Raw genomic sequence first — 19,359 nt, 5'->3', positions numbered from 1 at the left:
ATCATTACATGAAAATAAAACTCATATTTACCCTATTGATTGTAAGTTGTTTTTTTGTGAAAACAAATGCTCAGATTAATATATCGGGTACCAAAATTCCAAAATCTCTAACAATTGATTCGCATAAATCTCTTCCACTGTATGGAGCCGCTGCCAGAAAAATACTCTGGATTGATGTGTATTTAGTTTCTATATTTATAAATGAAAGCAACCACAACGCGCAGCAGCTTATCCATTCCAATGAAACTATGGTTTTGCGATTGTATATGAAAACAAGCTTGGTGTCTAAAAGCAGACTAAAAATGGCAATAGAACGTGGTTTTAAAAAATCTCAGCAAAATAATTACACAAAATATAAAAACAAAGTAGAAAACATCGTAGATAAAATTGAAGGAGAAATTGAAAAAAATGATGTGGTAGATTTAGTTTATCTTCCTTCAGGTCAAACAAAATTTTATTTAAACGACAGATACTTAGGACGTATTTTAGGAATCGATTTTAAACAAGCATTATTTAGTATTTGGTTATCTGAAAATTGCATAGATCAAGAGCTAAAAAATCAAATAATTAAAGGCACATAAATTTAAGGTATTCCTATTTAGTCAATTTTAGAATAATTATATTTACCATGCTAAATAAATGATATGAATAAAATCTATAAAGCCAAAGTTAATAACGAATTCGACTTTGAGTTTACCCAAGAAGAAGTAGACCAATTAGATAGTTTGTCTACTACCACAGAATCTATCCATGTTTTACATGAAAACAAATCCTTAAACCTATCTTTAGTTCAGCAAAATTTTAACGAGCAATCCTATCAAATAAAGGTTAACTCTAATATTTATCATGTTCAAATCTCAAACGATTTAGATGTATTAATTAAAGAAATGGGATTGTCTTTAGCTTCTGCATCACAAGTAAATGAAATTAAAGCACCAATGCCAGGATTAATTCTAGATATTAATGTAAAAGAAGGGCAAGCGGTAAAGGAAGGAGAAACCTTACTAATTCTTGAAGCTATGAAAATGGAAAATGCAATTACAGCTCCTAGAGATGCTGTAATTAAAAAAATACCTGTAGTTAATGCAAATACCGTTGCTAAAAATGAATTGTTAATTGAAATGGAATAATTATGCCAAACATAAAAAAAATATTAGTAGCCAATCGTGGTGAAATTGCCTTACGGGTAATGAAGAGTATTCGAAAAATGGGCATTCAATCTGTAGCTATCTTTTCTGAAGTAGACCGAAATGCACCACACGTAAAATTTGCTGACGAAGCAGTTTGCGTTGGTAAAGCAGCTTCTAGCAAATCGTATTTAAGAGCAGATAAAATTATAGAAATTTGTAAGTCCTTACAGGTAGATGCTATACATCCTGGATATGGTTTTTTAAGTGAAAATGCTGAATTTGCTGAACAAATAGAACAAAATAATTTGATTTTTATCGGTCCAAAATCGCATGCTATTCGAGTTATGGGTGATAAGTTAGCTGCCAAAGATGCGGTGAAATCTTACCAAATTCCCATGGTTCCAGGAATAGATGAAGCAATAACCGATGTAGAAAAGGCAAAGACAATAGCAAAAGATATTGGGTTTCCAATTCTAATTAAAGCATCTGCAGGCGGCGGAGGCAAAGGTATGCGTGTTGTAGAAAAAGAAGATCAACTCGAAGAACAAATGAAAAGAGCCATCAGTGAAGCTAAATCTGCTTTCGGAAATGGTGCTGTTTTTATAGAGAAATATGTTGGCTCTCCACGACACATCGAAGTACAAGTGTTGGCCGATACCCATGGTAATACCATCCATTTATTTGAGCGAGAATGCAGTGTGCAAAGAAGGCACCAAAAAGTAGTAGAAGAAGCTCCATCGGTAATCTTAGACGACAAACTTCGAAGAGAAATGGGCGAAGCAGCTGTAAGAGTAGCTAAAGCTTGCGATTATGTGGGTGCAGGAACCGTTGAGTTTTTAATGGACGAAAATAAAAATTTCTATTTTTTAGAAATGAATACGCGTCTTCAAGTGGAACACCCAGTAACCGAATTAATAGCTGGAGTAGACTTGGTAGAACAACAAATAAAAATTGCTAGAGGTGAAGAACTACAAATTAAACAAGAAGATTTAAGTATAAAAGGCCATGCATTAGAATTGCGCGTTTATGCAGAAAACCCATTAGAAGATTTCTTGCCTAGTGTTGGTTTACTTGAGCGATATAGACCGCCCGCTGGCAAAGGAATACGAATAGATGATGGTTTCGAAGAAGGTATGGAAGTACCGATTTATTACGACCCGATGTTAGCCAAATTGGTTACTTATGGAGAAGACAGAAATCAAGCCATACAACGCATGATTGAAGCTATTAATCAATATGAAATAAAAGGAATAGAAACTACACTTCCTTTTGGGAAATTTGTTTGCAAACATGAAGCTTTTGTAAGTGGTAATTTTGATACGCATTTTGTGAAAAAATATTATACTCCAGCAATACTTGATGAAGAACGTAAACAAGAAGCCAAAATAGCTGCACTAGTAGCTATTAAGCAATATCAAAAAGAACAACAAAAACTTCGTATTCCTAAGGTGTAATACCAAAAATTGAAATCATGAGTAAAGCTATAGAAAATTTACAATCCAAAATAAAAGAAGCTAAATTGGGTGGTGGCCAAATTAGAATAGAAAAGCAGCACAAAAAAAAGAAATTAACAGCAAGAGAACGCATCGCTTATTTTCTAGATGAAGGATCATTTGAAGAGATGGGAATGCTGGTTACTCACCGAACAACTGATTTTAATATGCAAAGTCAGCAATTTTATGGAGATGGTGTAGTTACTGGTTATGGAACTGTAAACGAAAGATTAGTCTACGTTTATGCACAAGATTTTACCGTTTTTGGAGGAGCACTTTCAGAAACACATGCCGAAAAAATCTGTAAAATAATGGATAAAGCTGTTCAGGTAGGTGCACCCATAATTGGATTAAACGATTCTGGTGGTGCTCGAATTCAGGAAGGTGTAAGGTCGCTTGGTGGTTATGCCGATATTTTTTATCGAAATGTACAAGCTAGTGGAGTAGTGCCACAAATTTCAGCAATTATGGGACCTTGCGCTGGTGGCGCAGTGTATTCTCCAGCAATGACCGATTTTACCATCATGGTACAAGACACAAGTTATATGTTTGTAACAGGACCAAATGTTGTAAAAACAGTAACTAACGAAGAAGTGAGCTCAGAAGAATTGGGTGGAGCAAGTGCGCATTCAACCAAGTCTGGTGTTACACATTTTACAGCACAAAATGATATTGATTGTTTAATGCAAATAAAAAAACTCCTAAGTTATATACCGCAAAACAACCAAGAAAAACCAAGCGATTTAAAAATTGATTTGGATGAAGAATTTAGAGAAGAATTAGAAAATATTATTCCAGAAAATGCCAACAAACCTTACGATATGCACGAGGTGATCAATGGTATTATCGATGCAGATAGTTTTTATGAAGTACATAAGGATTATGCAGACAACATACTTGTTGGTTTTTCTAGAATAGGAGGTAAAAGTGTAGGAATTGTAGCTAACCAACCGATGAGTTTAGCTGGTGTTTTAGATGTAGATGCATCTAAAAAAGCTGCTCGCTTTGTGCGTTTTTGCGATGCATTTAATATTCCTTTATTAGTTTTAGTAGATGTTCCTGGCTTCTTACCAGGTACAGACCAAGAATGGAATGGTATTATTTTACATGGAGCAAAATTGCTTTACGCTTTAAGTGAAGCTACTGTACCCAGAATTACAGTAATTACGCGCAAAGCATATGGTGGAGCTTACGATGTAATGAACTCTAAACACATTGGTGCAGATTTAAATTTTGCCTGGCCAAATGCAGAGATTGCTGTAATGGGAGCCAAAGGAGCTTCAGAAATTATTTTTAGGAAAGAAATTAGTCAAGCAGCTAATCCTGAAGAAAAGTTGCTCGAAAAAGAAGCCGAATATGCAGAGACTTTCGCAAACCCATATAAAGCGGCTCAACGTGGATTTGTTGATGAAGTTATCTTACCAAAAGAAACTAGACGGAAGTTAATAAAAGCATTTAATATGCTTAAAAATAAAGAGGTACTAAGACCAAAGCGAAAACATGGAAATATTCCTCTCTAAACAAAAAAAGCTGTTTCAATATTGAAACAGCTTTTTTTAAATTTAAAAATCACTGTTGTCCGACAAAAGATATTAAATCTTTTTTTTAGGCAAGCTTAGCACAAATACTACGGCCCATCTACTTGATAAGGACTGGCCAACTCAGCAGAAGTCGCTGTAATAAAAAAGAGACGAGATTTTCTAATAATTAGATAAACCATACAATAAAGAAAGTATCTAGTTTAGATGAAGTGAAATGCTTAAAAGCAAAGTGAATTTTAAAAGATAACAACATAAGCTTAACTAGACTTAATTTAGAAACAGTTTTATTTATTTTAATTGAACACTAATGTATGGTATTCATAAATACATTAGAAAATAGATAATCCTGTTAAGCTGGTAAATACTTCTAATGTTTTCATACCCAAGCTAAAATTTCCTTTTTTATTTAATCTTGGACTCCAAACCGATACCGCGTAATGTTCGGGTAATAACGCTATAATTCCACCACCAACTCCAGATTTTCCTGGTAATCCTACCTTGTAGCTAAATTCTCCAGCTTCATCATAAAAACCACAAGTAAGCATAATGGAATTTATTCTTTTAACACTTTGTTGGTTAAATACATGTTCGCTAGTTTCGGTTAATTTACCATGATTGGCAAATAATTTAAACGAATTTGCTAATTGTTGACAAGACATACTCAGTGAACATTGATGATAATAAAAATCCAATACATCTTCAGGTTTGTTTTTAATATTACCTAAAGACTTCATATAATAAATAAGTGCTACATTTCTAGATCCACTTGCTTTTTCAGATTCAGCTACCTTTAGATTGTAGTTAATGCTTTCATCATGGCTTATTCTTCTTACAAACTTCAATAAATCGTCTTTCGGATTTTCGAGTACACTGAGCAAACAATCTGCAATTACAATCGATCCAGCATTAATAAACGGATTTCTAGGAATTCCATTTTCATTTTCCAATTGAGTTAGCGAGTTATAAGCATTCCCCGATGGTTCAACTTGAACACGTTTCCACAAATCTTTTCCTAATATTTCCTTGGCTAATGCTAAGGTATATACTTTAGATATACTCTGTATGGAAAATAATTCTTTATGATTCCCAAAACCATATTCTTTTCCATCTAAGCACGCTAAATGAAAACCAAATTTAGTGGGATCTACCTTTTTTAATTCGGGTATATAACTTGCAACATCTCCTGTTTTTGAAAATGTATTCATTTTTAATTCTAGTTCTTGTACAATTTTTTTATAGTCCATTAAATCTTCAATTCGTTTAATAATTGATTTAATTCAACACCACTTGCTAATTCTTCAATTGTATTTTTATAAAATAGTCGAGCGCTTAATTTTCCCCGTAAATGTATTTTTTCTTTTTCCATAGCTAGCCAACTTCCTTCCCTTAAACCTAAAACTACTTCATTATTGTAAGTTAAAAATTCTTTTATACGAGTTTCTCGGCTTTCGCCCATGTGTTTTAAATCGGGTTTGGTATCTAAATAATGTGGGTTTATTAAAAAGGGCAATATTCCTAAAGCATTAAAGCTCGGAGGATAAACAATAGGCATATCGTTAGTTGTTTTTATACTTAACCCACAGATATTGCTCCCTGCACTTGTACCTAAATAGGCTGTTCCAGTTTCAATGCTTTTTTTTAAAGCATCTAGTAAATTGTACTTATAAAGTTGCTGGAGCAATACAAATGAATTTCCACCACCAGTAAAAATTCCTTTAGCATTGTAAACCGCTTCTATTGGATTTGTAAATGTATGTATGCCTATGCAAGTTTTGCCAATACTTGCCAACGCAGAATTAGCCTTAGCCGTATATTCATCGTGAGATAGGCCACCAGGACGAGCATAGGGAATAAATAAGATCTTGTTTGTGTCTTTAAAAAAATCGATTAAAGTTGGCAATAAATATTCTAGGTAATCTTCTTGATGTAATGTAGATGTGCTGGCAATTAAGCACTTATAATTTGATTTTAATAGCATACATAATGTTTTATTATATTCTTGTTGATGTTTTGTAAACTAGGTTCAATTTATTTATATTGTACGATATTTAAAGACATTTAACATTATGAAAAACTTTTTTTTTATTCTTCTATTTATCCCTTTTTGTATGTCATCTCAATTAGTAGACCGAGTTTACATACAAGGTAAGGTAAATGTTCCATTAAAAGATGATGCTTCTAACATAAATGTAGTCAACAAAAACACTAAGGCAGGGACTATTACAGACGAAATTGGTGCCTTTAATATTTTTGTGGCCGTAGGAGATGAGCTTAGCTTTTCTGCCGTTCAATATCAAGATTTTGAAATTGTTATTAATGAAGTGATTTTTGATCAAAAAAAAATGACTATTACGCTAAATGAAGCTAATAATACCTTAGAAGAAGTAGTAATAAAACCTTACGACTTAACGGGTAATATTGAAGTAGATGCACAAAAAGTAAACACTCAAGACAATATTAATCTTGATAAAGATGCTAAAAAAGCAATTCGAACTATGGAAGGTGAGTATACCCAGGATAGGCAAACCACTGAAAAAAAAGCTATTACAAGCGACCAATTTATAGAATACGGTTTAGATGTGGCTAATATTTTTAGAAAAATTTTTAAAAATGTGGGTAAAAATGAAGACAAATTACCAAATAATTTAGATGTGACGGTACGAAAAATGTATGATGATGATTTTTTTAATGAATACTTAAATATAGAGCAAAATCGTATTAATGAATTTATATTTTTTATTCAAGACCAAGCCTTCGATAATGAATTGCTAAAAAAAGAAAACCAGTTAGATTTTATTCAGTTTTTAGTTTGTAAGAGTGATGAGTTTAAATCTCGATAAGTATTAAATTATTATTCTTTAGCATATGAGTCAACTAGCTCTTACTTATTGCTTATTTTGCTTTTGTTTCGCAATTAATGCTCAAAAAATAGAGCTTAAAGGAAAAATAAATGCAGACAGCACCGAAGTTGCTTTTGTAAACATTATTAACCTTACTCAAAAAACAGGTAGCATAAGCAATAAAAAAGGAGATTTCGTTATCGAAGTTCAATTAAATGATAGTTTAATTTTTAGTGCCGTTCAATTCGAAAAGTTGGGCATTCAAATTACAGAAGAAGCTATAAAAAGTGAATTTTTAGAAGTCTATTTAATAGAAAAAAATAATTTACTGCAAGAAGTAGTTATTAATCCTTACGGGCTAACTGGAAACCTAATCGAAGATGCTCAGCACATGCCAGCTTACGTCTTCGATTACAAAGCAGCCGGATTAATACCGCCACAAAAAAAACGAACACAAACTGAACGAAAACTGTATACAGCTACGAGTACTTCAGTAGATTATATACTAAATTCTATAAATGGCAGAATTAAAAAGCTGAGAATGTTGAATGAATGGAGTAAAATAGACATCTTAAAACAAGACATACAAGAACGTTTGCCTAGAGACTTTTTTCTAATCGATTTAAAAATTGAAGAAAAATACATCGAAGACTTTATTTATTTTTGTGTTGAAGATGAAGCACTAAAGTCTTTTGTTAGAAATAATGATGATTTAGAAATTATAAATTACCTGAGCTTAAAAGCAGATGCTTACAAAATTATAAAAGCCAATGAAACTCCTACTAACTAGTATACTCTTACTTATAAATTTTAATTTTTCAACACATAAATTTTATGTGAGTGTTACTGACATTGAGTACAATGAAAATACAACAAGCTTACAGATTATAAGTAGAGTTTTTGCAGACGACCTTGAAGATGTCTTAACTAAAAGATTCGGTGTTCCAGTAGTTTTGTTGCCCGATAATGAAAGTGATAACGTAGAAAAATGGATTAAAAAATACATTAATCAAAAATTTAGTCTAAGCATTCCAAATCAAGAAATTAATTTGAAATTTATTGGAAAACGCTATGAAGATGATCGGGTTTACTTATATATTGAAGCAGAAAATATTTCAGCATTTAATCAAATTTCAGTCGAAAATCTGATATTAACCGATTTATTCGAAGATCAAAAAAACTTGGTGCATTTAACCCATGAAAACAAAACAAAAAGTAGTGTTTTAACCCTAGATAAATCTTCACATACATTTATGTTTTAAGAGTTTGTCTAAGCTTATAAAAAACCCTTATTTTAGCAACCAAAATTATTTAACATGAAAAAATTATTGAAGTGCATTTTCGTTTCCAGTTTATTCCTGCTTCCCTTAGGCTTACTAGCTCAGGAAGATGAACAACAACAAGGGCACACCAACGAAAATAAATTTAGACAACTTTACGATCAGTTTTCTACACCCAACTCATACCGAACAGCAGCTGGAGCTCCAGGACATGAGTACTATCAAAACACAGCTGATTATAAAATGGATATTGTTTTAAACGACGAAAACCAACGTTTAAATGGTAAAGCCACTGTAACCTATACCAACAATTCTCCGAATAATTTAGAATATTTATGGATGCAACTAGACCAAAATATTCGAGAAAAAGGGAGTCCTTCAAAAGAAAAAAACGGGAGTGGATTTTCACCAGTGATGCCAGTTGATAACTTTACTGAATCTTATATGAATGAAGAATTCGACGGCGGTTTTAAAATTACATCATTAACGAAAGATGGACAGCCATTACCGCATAAAATTAATTGGACTATGATGCGTATTGATATTCCGCAAGCATTAATGCCGGGTGAGAGCTTTACCTTTGATATAGAATGGAACTATCTAGTAAATAATCATGTTACTAATCGTGCACGTTCTGGATATGAGCATTTTGAAGAAGATGGAAATAATGCTTATGTAATTGCTCAATTTTTTCCAAGAATGGCGGTTTATAATGATGTAGAAGGTTGGCAAAACTATCAATTTTGGGGAAATGGCGAATGGGCACTTCCTTTTGGAAATTACGAAGTTAGTATTACTGTACCCAAAGATCATGTAATGGAAGCGACAGGCGAATTGCAAAATCGTAAAAAAGTTTTCACTAAGGAAATGATGAGTCGTTATGAAGAAGCAAAAAAATCTTTCGATAAGCCGGTGATTATTGTAACCCAAGAAGAAGCTGAAGCAGCTGAAAAAGGATTTGCTAAAAAAACTCAAACTTGGGAATGGAAAGCAGATATGGTTCGTGACTTTGCTTTTGCTACTTCTAGAAAGTTTATTTATGACGCAATGAATGTAAAAGTAGGCGATAAAGAAGTGATGGCAATTTCGCTTTACCCTAAAGAAGGAAATCCACTTTGGGAAGAATGGTCTACTTATGCAGTAGCTAGTACTTTAGAAACTTATAGCGATTTTACTTTTCAATATCCTTACCATAAAGCAATATCAGTGCATGCTAAAAATCAAGGTATGGAATATCCGATGATTTGTTGGAATTATGGTAGACCAAGTACCGATGGTACATACTCAGATCGAGTTAAATACGGAATGATTAGTGTAATTATACACGAAGTTGGACACAATTATTTTCCAATGATTGTAAACAGCGACGAACGCCAATGGGGTTGGATGGACGAAGGTTTAAATACGTTTATGCAATATTTAGCAGAACAGGAATTTGGTAAAAAACACCCTGATGCTTTAGCTGGTTTAGACGCATATCCATCTAGACGAGGCGAACCAACTAAAATTGTAAATTATATGAAAGGAGATCAGAATTATATTTCTCCTATTATGACAAATCCAGAACAAGTTTATCAATTAGGAAACAATGCCTACGGAAAACCTGCTACTGCATTAAATATACTAAGAGAAACTGTAATGGGACACGAATTGTTTGATTACGCTTTCAAAACTTTTGCTCAGCGTTGGATGTTTAAACACCCAACTCCAGAAGATTTTTTCAGAACCATGGATGATGCTTCAGCAATAGATTTAGATTGGTATTTTAGAGGTTGGTTTTATACTACAGATTATGTAGATATTGGTGTAAAAGAAGTTAAAGAATACATACCTACAAACACCCCTACTACAGCTGGAAAAGAACTTTTAGCTAGATATGGAATTACCGATCCCGAGAACGATCCTCGTACCGCTGATGCTGTGTATGTTGTAGAAGTAGGCTCAGATGAATTTGACGATAAAATGCTCGAAAAAGATGTTTTGGAAAATGCACCATCTTTAAACGAATTCATTATGGATAATTTCACTGAAAAAGAACGTATTGATCTAGATGTGCCTAAGTATTTTTATGAAATTACTTTTAATAAACCTGGTGGTTTAGTAATGCCAGTTATTGTTGAATATACTTACGAAGATGGCACTTCAAAAAAAGTAACTTATCCTGCACAAGTTTGGCGTAAAAACGATGCTGAAATAAGTAAAGCAGTTACATCTAGTCAACGTATTGTGAAAATTACAGTTGACCCAGACCTAGAAACTGCCGATGTAGACTTGTCAAATAATTCTTGGCCTGCTGAAGAAACTGAATCTGAATTTGAAGAATTTAAAAATCAAAAAGACTAATTATATAGTATTAAATTAAATAAAAAAAACCACGCTTGATATAGCGTGGTTTTTTTATTTCAACATTTATAATGATCTATTTCATTATAAGTTATTTACTTTAAATGAGCTATTAATCAGATGTCTCTTTAAATTAAATTGTTTTTAAAATAATTAAATATAATTCATGAAGAATTTCACTATTCCTTAAATGTCTACGTATAAAGCATTTTTCAATGCAATAGGCAAAGTTTTACTTCAAGCAATTATAAATAAAAAATAAGTTTTAAAACTAGCAATCACTCATCATAACCTGCACAGCAAGACCACCTTCTGAAGTTTCTTTATAACGAGAACTCATATCTTTGGCCGTTTCCCACATGGTATTAATTACTTTGTCAAGTGGAATTTTAGCTTTGGTAGCATCGCTTTCAATTGCAATTTCTGCAGCATTAATTGCTTTTATGGCACCCATGGCATTGCGTTCTATACAAGGAATTTGAACCAAACCAGCAATTGGGTCGCAAGTTAAACCTAAATGGTGTTCCATAGCAATTTCACTTGCCATTAAAACTTGAGCAGTAGTTCCACCCATTAAATCGCATAAAGCACCAGCAGCCATAGCAGACGAAACACCAATTTCTGCTTGGCAACCGCCCATTGCAGCAGAGATGGTTGCTCCTTTTTTAAACAAAGAACCAATTTCTCCAGCTACTAACATAAAACGCTTTATTTCGTTAAATCCAGCTTGGTGATTTTCGATACACAAATAATACATCAATACAGCTGGCATCGTTCCAGAACTTCCATTGGTGGGTGAAGTTACTACACGTCCAAGCGAAGCATTTACTTCATTTACAGAAATAGCAAAACAACTAACCCATTGCAAAATTTGTCGAAAGCGAACTTCAGTTTTACGGATGGTTTCAAGCCATTCTTCTTTAGTTTCATATTGTTCAAAATTTTCAGCTAAAAGTTTTTGGTTCGTACTCGTTGCTCTCCTTGTTACATTTAATCCACCCGGTAAAGTACCTTCGGTGTGGCAACCTAAATACATCGATTCTAGCATAACATCCCAAATCGCTTTTAACCCAACATCAATTTCTTGGTCAGTTCGCAGTGAACGTTCATTTTCTAAAACAATTTCGGCAATGCTTTTTTGCTCTTTTTCGCAAAAAGCCTCAAGCTGAGCTGCGTTTTCAATTGAAAAAGGAAATTGCTTAAAATCTTCTATGTTTTGTTTTGCATTTTCTCGTTCTTCTTTTACAACAAAACCTCCGCCAATGGAATAAAAATAAGATTCGATAACCTTAGTATTTTTAGTAATGGCTTTGTACATTATTCCGTTGGGATGAAAATCTAAAAAATGCTTATGAAAAACGATATCGTTTTCGAAGTTAAACTGAATAAATAATTTTTGGTCGAGATACAATTCTGATTTTGCTTTTATAAAATCTATTTCATCATCAATTGTTAAGGTATCCATGCTTACAGGATCAAAACCTGAAAGTCCAAGCACAGCGGCAATATCGGTAGCATGACCTTTACCCGTTAACGAAAGCGAACCATATAAATGAATTTCGATTTTTTGAATTTCTTCAAAAACACCTTCATCTTTCAATTCTTCGATCCAACGTTGTGAAGCTCGCCAAGGTCCAAGAGTGTGCGAACTAGAAGGACCAACACCTATTTTAAGCATATCGAATACGCTAATGCATTCTACTTTCTTCATTAAAAAAGCCTTTAATTATGAATATGGCAAATATGAGAGATTTTTTTTAATTTTGATTAGACAATTCTTAAATTATCTATTATATCATTCACATATTTTAATTAAGGTTGTCGGTAAAAAAGCTCTTCTTTTGGATTTATTTTGTTCTTTTTTCTGAAATCGAAGTTGTGGGTAATCCAAACCACAAGTGTATGATTTCTAACAAATTGTTGATTTTGTGTGAGCTGAACAAACCGATGCATATAACCTACCTGTAAACTCATGGCATCTAGTCGTAAACCAAAAGTTAACCAAGTTCGGTTTTGATCTAAGTAGTTGTTTTCAACATTTTTTCCAAAATTAACTAAAACTTCATTACTTAAATTCACAAAGGGTGTTCCACCAATAAACTCTTTTCCAATTAAAGGAAAACGCATGCTTATTAGCATTCGTAGTCGATGATTAAATGTAAAGCTATCTAAAAGTTCGCCATCAGCAAAATCTTGTCGAAAACGCATATCGTAACGAATTCGATTAATCATTTGTAATTTAGGACTTACTTTATGGTTAGCTACCATTTGCATCCATGGGCGGTGTTCGTTTCTTTTTAACTCAACACCTTCATTTATAGTTGGTACGTTTAAATATGCATAACCTGCTGTTAGGTTTAAGTTTTTATGAAAAAAGCGAGTTAAACCAGTTCTGGCCACAAAAAAACCATTGGGGACATAATGAAAATCATTCCAAAGCGAGTATTTTTCAGAAATCTTTCCACTCGTCATATATCCCATCCAAAACTGTTCGTTGCTAGTTATTTCTTTGTCTTGGGCAGAAATGAAAATGCTAAATAGACTTAAGATTAATATGAAGAAAGATTTCAAAAGAAATTATTTTACCGTATAAAACAAAATTACTGTATTGCAAACAAGCTAAAAAACTATCTAATTATTCAATATTAAAAATCGATGTTACACTGATAATTATCAAATAATTAGTCTAAGAGACTCTTAAAATGAAAAATTATTAGTTATTTAGGGCAAAATTTCTAAAATGATAAAATTTACAGTTGCAGATTTAGCATCTAAATTAAATGGAGAAGTTATCGGTGATAAACACATTGTAATTCACTCCTTAGCACAATTACATGAAGCAAAAGAAGCTCAACTTACGTTTATAGGTCACAACAAGTTTGAAAAAGAATGGTCAGATTCTGCTGCAAGTGCAGCAATAATAAATGCAACAAGTCAATTAGAACCTGGCGAGGGCAAAGCTTTTATAAGAGTTGAAAATGCTAATTTTGGTATGATAGAAGCACTGCATCTTTTTGCACCACCACTACCACAATTTGATACTGATATTCACCCAACTGCTATAATTGACGAAACATCGAGCATTGGAGACTCGGTTAAAATTGGTGCAGGAGCTTATATTGGTCCTAATGTAAAATTAGAAGATGGAGTAACAATTTATCCTAACGTAACTATTTTAGATCATTCGTATGTAGGAAAGTCTACACAAATCTGGTCGGGTGTAGTCATTAGAGAACGTACTAAAATTGGTACACATTGTATTATACATCCCAATGCAAGTATTGGAGCTGATGGATTTGGTTTTGAACCCCACCCCGAAAAAGGACTAATTAAAGTCCCACAAATTGGGAATGTAGTAATTGGTAATTATGTTGAAATTGGTGCAAACTCATGCATTGATCGAGCTAAATTTTCTTCTACTATTTTAGGTGATGGATGTAAAATTGATAATTTAGTTCAAATTGGGCATAACTGCAAATTAGGAATGTTCTGCATCATGGCTGGCAACAGTGGTTTAGCAGGTTCGGTTACTTTAGGTAATGGTGTTGTAATTGGCGGTAGTGCGTCCATTAAAGACCACACTACAATTGGCGATGGTGCAACAGTTGGAGCAGGATCAGGTGTAACAGGCAATGTTGAAGCAGGAAAAACAGTATTGGGTTATCCCGCTGTAGAAGGCCGTACTGCTCTAAAACAATGGGCTATATTAAAACGTCTTGCCACAAAAGGTAAATAAGCGTTTTAAAAACTTCATATTGACATAGGAATATGTCATGCTGTCATATACTTTTACTTGGCATAAAGATTGACTTTTTGTTGTTGAAAATGAAATTAATAAACGAAAATAAATCATTATGAGTAAGATTATAGGAATTGATTTAGGTACTACCAACTCGTGTGTATCTGTTATGGAAGGTAACGAGCCTGTGGTAATTCCTAATTCAGAAGGAAAAAGAACAACACCATCAGTAATTGCTTTTGTTGAAGGTGGAGAAATTAAAGTTGGCGACCCAGCAAAGCGACAAGCTGTAACCAACCCAGAAAAAACCATTGCTTCGATTAAGCGTTTTATGGGGAATAAATTTTCAGACTCTTCTAAAGAAATTGAACGTTCAGCTTATAAAATTGAAAAAGGTGAAAATGATACACCAAGAGTAAAAATTGACGATAGATTATACTCTCCTCAAGAACTTTCTGCAATGATTCTTCAAAAAATGAAGAAAACAGCAGAAGATTACTTAGGGCAGGATGTAACTGAAGCAGTAATTACTGTACCAGCATATTTTAACGATTCTCAACGTCAGGCTACTAAGGAAGCTGGAGAAATTGCTGGCCTAAAAGTTAGAAGAATTATTAACGAACCTACAGCAGCATCTTTGGCTTATGGTTTAGATAAAAAAGATACCGACCAAAAAATTGTAGTATTCGATTTTGGTGGTGGTACACACGATGTTTCCATCTTAGAACTGGGAGATGGTGTTTTTGAAGTACTTTCTACTGACGGAGACACACACTTAGGTGGAGATGATGTTGATGAAACTATTATTGATTGGTTAGCAGAAGAATTTATTAAAGATGAAGATATCGATTTACGTAAAGATGCTATGGCATTGCAACGTTTAAAAGAAGCTGCAGAAAAAGCAAAAATTGAACTGTCTTCTTCAGCAAGTACAGAGATTAATTTGCCTTATGTAACAGCAACTTCTTCAGGACCAAAACACTTGGTACGAACTCTATCGCGTTCTAAATTTGAGCAATTAATTGCTGAAATTGTGAAGCGTACCATCCTTCCTTGTGAAAAAGCTTTAAAAGCAGCAGATTTAAGTAAAAGTGATATCGACCAAGTAATTTTGGTAGGTGGTTCTACACGTATTCCAGCTGTACAAAAAGCTGTAGAAGATTTCTTTGGTAAAGCCCCAAGTAAAGGAGTAAACCCAGATGAAGTTGTAGCAATTGGAGCTGGAATTCAAGGTGGTGTTTTAACTGGAGATGTAAAAGACGTACTTTTATTAGATGTTACTCCACTTTCTTTAGGTATTGAAACTATGGGTGGTGTAATGACTAAATTGATTGAAGCTAATACCACGATTCCAACTAAAAAATCGCAGGTATTCTCGACAGCACAAGACAATCAGCCAAGTGTTGAAATTCATGTACTACAAGGTGAACGTTCCATGGCAACCGATAACAAAACCATTGGTCGTTTTCATTTAGATGGTATTCCACCAGCAAAACGCGGAACTCCGCAAATTGAAGTTACATTTGATATTGATGCGAATGGTATTATTAAAGTAGGTGCAACGGATAAAGCAACAGGGAAATCGCAAGATATTCGTATTGAAGCTTCTTCTGGATTAACAGAAGAAGAAATTGAAAAAATGAAGAAAGAAGCTGAAGCTAATGCAGACGCTGATAAAAAAGCGAAAGAAAAAGTAGATAAGCTGAATGAAGCAGATGCTATGATCTTCCAAACTGATAGTCAGTTAAAAGAATTTGGTGATAAATTATCTGATGATAAGAAAAAACCAATCGAAGATGCTTTAGCAGAATTGAAAACAGCACATGCCACTGGCGAAGTTGAACAAGTAACTCCTGCTTTAGAAAAGTTAAACGAAGAATGGAAAAAAGTTTCTGAAGAAATGTATAAGGCACAAGCCGAAGCACAACAAGGTGGAGCACAAGGACAACCAGAAGGCGATGCAACATCTGGAGATTCAGGAAAAGACGACGTAGAAGACGTAGACTTCGAAGAAGTCAAGTAGTCTGTCCTGAGCCTGTCGAAGGGTAGACTTCGAAGAAGTTAAGAATTATCTTTAATTATACAATAGAATACATAAAATTGTGTAAATCTTTAAATAAAAAGCAGAGTTTTAGTTAGCTCTGCTTTTTTATTTTATATTTGGCAGGATTAATCAAATAACAAAAATCATGAAAAAAGTATTAAGTTTATTATTTGCTGCTTTCTTACTTGTAGCTGTATCTAGCTGTGAAGACAAGAAGCCAAGCGACAAAGTTGAAGATGGCGTAGAAGAAGCCACTGAAGGCGTAGAAGAAGCTACAGATGAAGCAGCTGAAGAAGTTGAAGTAGAAGTAGAAGAAATGACTGAAGAAGAATCAGAAGGAGGTGAAGCTATGGAAGAAGCTGCAGAAGAAGCTGCAGAAGAAGGAGGTGAAGCTATGGAAGAAGCTATGGAAGAAGCTTCAGAAGAAGCAGGTGAAGCTGTGGAGGAAGTTAAATAATCTGCTAAAGATTTATAATTTTAATTTCAGAAAACAATTAAAAGGCATCTAATTTGGATGCCTTTTTGATTTTATTAGATTGTATTTCATGATATCAAAAATTAATATTGCAACCGATGCTATGATTTTTGCAAAATAAAATAACGAAGTTTATGTGTTATTAATTCAACGTAAAAATGAACCTTTTAAACATAAATGGGCATTTCCTGGTGGTTTTGTTGGAGTTAATGAAAAATTAGTCAAGGCTTATCAACGTGAATTAAAAGAAGAAACTAATTTACATATTAAGCTTAATCAATTTGAGTTTTTAAATATTTTTGATGATATTCATCGCGATCCTAGAAGTAGAACAATAAGCATTGCCTTTACTTGTTTAATAAATAAAAAAGTAGAGGCTGTAGCTCGAGACGATGCTGCTTTAGCGAAATGGTTTAAACTTGATCGAGTAAATACAAACGACTTAGCTTTCGATCATTCAAAAATTTTAGACTTAGCTAAAAAGCATCATCACCTACACTAAATACATTAAGACTTTCTCCTTGATCGAATTCGTTCAATGATAGCTATACTTGCTCCCAAGGCTAGAAAAGTGTAACCAATAGCAGGTTTATCGTTAAAGAAAATGCCGAGAAATATGAAAATAAAAGCAATTACTAAAATGTAGTTGATTTTTTTGTTTTGGTTTAGTTTGTTTCTAAAAATAAATAAAAGAGTTAATAACAAAACTATACCAACGCCTGCATACACAAATTCAATCATTTTTTATTTTTTTGTAAATATCTTAAATCTGTAACAGATTTCTTTCCGTCTAATTTATAATTAACAAAAAATCAGTTCTCTTTTTCAAAAGAACTTTTAAAACTTTTAAAATCAATTTTTTGTTTTATAAACCGACTTTCAATTTTAAAGTCTTTAGAAAAAATACTTTTCTCAGGTTCAAATTCGTCAAATTGAATATCAGATAGTTCGGCTAGAGAATGAATAAAATTATTTAAGGAATAGGCTCTACTAGTATCAATTGTACTTTGAAAGCTTTTTTGAAAGTTTTTATTAGTCCACAAAATAAAAGGAACTTCAAACATACTTGGCGAAGGATTATCGTCGTTATGTCCAGCAAAATCTTGATTTAAAAACACTTCTTCGCCATGATCTGCAAAATACAAAACATAACTTTCTCCATTTTCTTGTTCAACTTGTTTAATAACTTCATCAATTAAAAAATCGTTGTATAGAACAGCATTATCGTATTCATTTCTTTTTTGAATTGCTTCTGCATGAACGTACTTTAAATTAGGTGCTTCATTATTAAATTTTTCAAATCTTGACGGATACCGATCTTTATATTGTAAATGCGTTCCTAAAATATGCAGTACAATAAATTTGTCTTTAGTATTTCGTTTTAAAGTTGTTTTTAAGTAAGGCAGAAGTACTTCATCTATAGGAGTTTTTTTACCTGCTAAAGCGGTATTTGTGAAGGTATAAAAATTTGAAGCTCTAGAAATTTTGGTAACTATACTTTCGTAAGGACCAATTGGGCGTTGATTAGAAATCCAATGTGTTTCAAAATCAGCTTGGTTAAAAAGTTGAACAATAGTAGACTCGTTTTTAGCTTCAAAATTATGTAAACTTAGAGCTGTTTTTAAGGCTCCAATTGTAAAAGCATTGGTACTGATTACATCTTCAAAAACATGTAATTGTTCTTTTCTTTTGCTCAGTTTTGGATTAGTTGGTCTAGGATAGCCATACAGTTCTAAGTTATGTTTAGTAGTAGATTCGCCAATAATAAGCACAAAAGTCCTAGGTTGCTTACTTGCAGAAGTTACATTAGTAAAACTACCTTTTGGTTTATCAATATGTAAATTAGCAAGAGCTTCCTGCTCTTCTTGGTATACATGAACTCCGCGAACTACTAAATAAGGAAAGTTCTGATCGATGAGTTTGGTAATTCGAATAAAAAACAAACTAATAATCAAACAAATAATTAACCAAAAAGTACTTAGTACTGGTTTTAATTCTACTTTATTTTTGGTTTGAAAAATCCAGTATATTGCAATATATGCTAAAGTTAAACTGGCATAAATAACACTAAACGGATTGATGTAAAAACTTAAAAATTCACTGGCTTCGGCAACATTTGTTTCAAACAAAACAAATATGGAAGATGCAGAAAAATTTGTGCTAAACCAATAAAAATAGAGTGTTTCAGCAAATGTAAAAAACACAAATAAACTAAAAAACACATGTTTTAAGCGCTGTTTAAAAACTATGGGTTTAAGAAGCAATGCTGTAATTAAACATATAATTGCAAAAAAATGATTTTCAATTAAGTTTAGAAATCGATAACTTTCAAATTGGTTAGTACTTACTTCAATAAAAAATGCAGACCAGATAGGAATCCACCACCATATTAAATAAGACCAGTTTGTAAACTTATATTTTGGATTTAAAAAACCTACCAGAAGCTTGCTCAAAATTTAAAATTTTTTCTAAAA

General features: G+C 32.9%; 18 protein-coding genes. 12 read left to right on the top strand and 6 right to left on the bottom strand.

Annotated features, from left to right (window positions below):
• Window positions 1-8: 8 nt before the first annotated feature.
• The 4 genes from IEV63_RS04890 to IEV63_RS04875 all read left to right on the top strand — a co-directional run bounded on the left by IEV63_RS04890 (window position 9) and on the right by IEV63_RS04875 (window position 4,143).
• Window positions 9-581: a chalcone isomerase family protein gene (locus tag IEV63_RS04890; RefSeq protein ID WP_188405674.1), complete on the top strand. Its 573-nt coding sequence runs from the start codon at window positions 9-11 to the stop codon at window positions 579-581.
• A gap of 63 nt (window positions 582-644) precedes the next feature.
• Window positions 645-1,130: a biotin/lipoyl-containing protein gene (locus IEV63_RS04885; protein WP_188405673.1), complete on the top strand. Its 486-nt coding sequence runs from the start codon at window positions 645-647 to the stop codon at window positions 1,128-1,130.
• An 11-nt stretch (window positions 1,131-1,141) separates the two neighbouring features.
• A complete protein-coding gene (gene accC / locus IEV63_RS04880) occupies window positions 1,142-2,584 on the top strand; it encodes an acetyl-CoA carboxylase biotin carboxylase subunit (protein WP_188405815.1) in 1,443 nt (480 codons plus the stop codon).
• A gap of 17 nt (window positions 2,585-2,601) precedes the next feature.
• Complete coding sequence (locus IEV63_RS04875) at window positions 2,602-4,143, top strand: acyl-CoA carboxylase subunit beta (protein WP_188405672.1); 1,542 nt, start codon at window positions 2,602-2,604, stop codon at window positions 4,141-4,143.
• Window positions 4,144-4,493: 350 nt separating this feature from the next.
• Here the strand turns inward: IEV63_RS04875 and IEV63_RS04870 are convergent, their stop codons facing one another.
• Entirely contained in the window at window positions 4,494-5,408 is a 915-nt protein-coding gene (locus IEV63_RS04870) for a glutaminase (RefSeq protein WP_188405671.1), read from the bottom strand.
• Window positions 5,408-6,142, bottom strand: coding sequence for a dipeptidase PepE (pepE, locus tag IEV63_RS04865; RefSeq protein ID WP_188405670.1), 735 nt, complete (start codon window positions 6,140-6,142; stop codon window positions 5,408-5,410). Before pepE ends, IEV63_RS04870 begins: the two co-directional genes overlap by 1 nt.
• A gap of 130 nt (window positions 6,143-6,272) precedes the next feature.
• Here pepE and IEV63_RS04860 point away from each other — a divergent pair, with 130 nt between their 5' ends.
• Genes IEV63_RS04860 through IEV63_RS04845 form a run of 4 tightly spaced genes read left to right on the top strand, consistent with a single transcriptional unit; the run spans window position 6,273 to window position 10,627 of the window.
• Window positions 6,273-7,004 (top strand): BamP family beta-assembly machinery protein, encoded by a 732-nt coding sequence (locus IEV63_RS04860; RefSeq protein WP_188405669.1) that lies wholly within the window; start codon window positions 6,273-6,275, stop codon window positions 7,002-7,004.
• Window positions 7,005-7,029: 25 nt separating this feature from the next.
• Window positions 7,030-7,794, top strand: coding sequence for a BamP family beta-assembly machinery protein (locus tag IEV63_RS04855; RefSeq protein WP_188405668.1), 765 nt, complete (start codon window positions 7,030-7,032; stop codon window positions 7,792-7,794).
• Window positions 7,775-8,266 (top strand): DUF6702 family protein, encoded by a 492-nt coding sequence (locus IEV63_RS04850; RefSeq protein ID WP_308419932.1) that lies wholly within the window; start codon window positions 7,775-7,777, stop codon window positions 8,264-8,266. Before IEV63_RS04855 ends, IEV63_RS04850 begins: the two co-directional genes overlap by 20 nt.
• A 54-nt stretch (window positions 8,267-8,320) precedes the next feature.
• Complete coding sequence (locus tag IEV63_RS04845; protein WP_188405666.1) at window positions 8,321-10,627, top strand: M1 family metallopeptidase; 2,307 nt, start codon at window positions 8,321-8,323, stop codon at window positions 10,625-10,627.
• 271 nt (window positions 10,628-10,898) lie between these two features.
• Here the strand turns inward: IEV63_RS04845 and IEV63_RS04840 are convergent, their stop codons facing one another.
• Window positions 10,899-12,338, bottom strand: a complete 1,440-nt coding sequence (locus tag IEV63_RS04840) for an L-serine ammonia-lyase (protein WP_188405665.1) — start codon at window positions 12,336-12,338, stop codon at window positions 10,899-10,901.
• Window positions 12,339-12,439: 101 nt separating this feature from the next.
• Complete coding sequence (locus tag IEV63_RS04835) at window positions 12,440-13,198, bottom strand: DUF2490 domain-containing protein (protein ID WP_188405664.1); 759 nt, start codon at window positions 13,196-13,198, stop codon at window positions 12,440-12,442.
• A gap of 169 nt (window positions 13,199-13,367) precedes the next feature.
• Here IEV63_RS04835 and lpxD point away from each other — a divergent pair, with 169 nt between their 5' ends.
• The 4 genes from lpxD to IEV63_RS04815 all read left to right on the top strand — a co-directional run bounded on the left by lpxD (window position 13,368) and on the right by IEV63_RS04815 (window position 17,387).
• Window positions 13,368-14,363, top strand: a complete 996-nt coding sequence (lpxD, locus tag IEV63_RS04830) for a UDP-3-O-(3-hydroxymyristoyl)glucosamine N-acyltransferase (RefSeq protein ID WP_188405663.1) — start codon at window positions 13,368-13,370, stop codon at window positions 14,361-14,363.
• 118 nt (window positions 14,364-14,481) lie between these two features.
• A complete protein-coding gene (gene dnaK, locus IEV63_RS04825) occupies window positions 14,482-16,389 on the top strand; it encodes a molecular chaperone DnaK (protein WP_188405662.1) in 1,908 nt (635 codons plus the stop codon).
• Between the two features lie 166 nt (window positions 16,390-16,555).
• Entirely contained in the window at window positions 16,556-16,867 is a 312-nt protein-coding gene (locus tag IEV63_RS04820; RefSeq protein ID WP_188405661.1) for a hypothetical protein, read from the top strand.
• 154 nt (window positions 16,868-17,021) lie between these two features.
• A complete protein-coding gene (locus IEV63_RS04815) occupies window positions 17,022-17,387 on the top strand; it encodes an NUDIX domain-containing protein (RefSeq protein ID WP_229737181.1) in 366 nt (121 codons plus the stop codon).
• 5 nt (window positions 17,388-17,392) lie between these two features.
• Here IEV63_RS04815 and IEV63_RS04810 read toward each other — a convergent pair whose 3' ends face one another.
• Window positions 17,393-17,626, bottom strand: a complete 234-nt coding sequence (locus tag IEV63_RS04810; protein WP_188405660.1) for a hypothetical protein — start codon at window positions 17,624-17,626, stop codon at window positions 17,393-17,395.
• A 71-nt stretch (window positions 17,627-17,697) separates the two neighbouring features.
• A complete protein-coding gene (locus tag IEV63_RS04805) occupies window positions 17,698-19,338 on the bottom strand; it encodes a sulfatase-like hydrolase/transferase (protein WP_188405659.1) in 1,641 nt (546 codons plus the stop codon).
• Window positions 19,339-19,359 lie beyond the last annotated feature (21 nt).

The organism is Psychroflexus salis (assembly GCF_014640175.1).
Taxonomy (GTDB): Bacteria; Bacteroidota; Bacteroidia; order Flavobacteriales; family Flavobacteriaceae; genus Psychroflexus; species Psychroflexus salis.
This window is presented reverse-complemented; position numbering and strand designations above follow the sequence as displayed.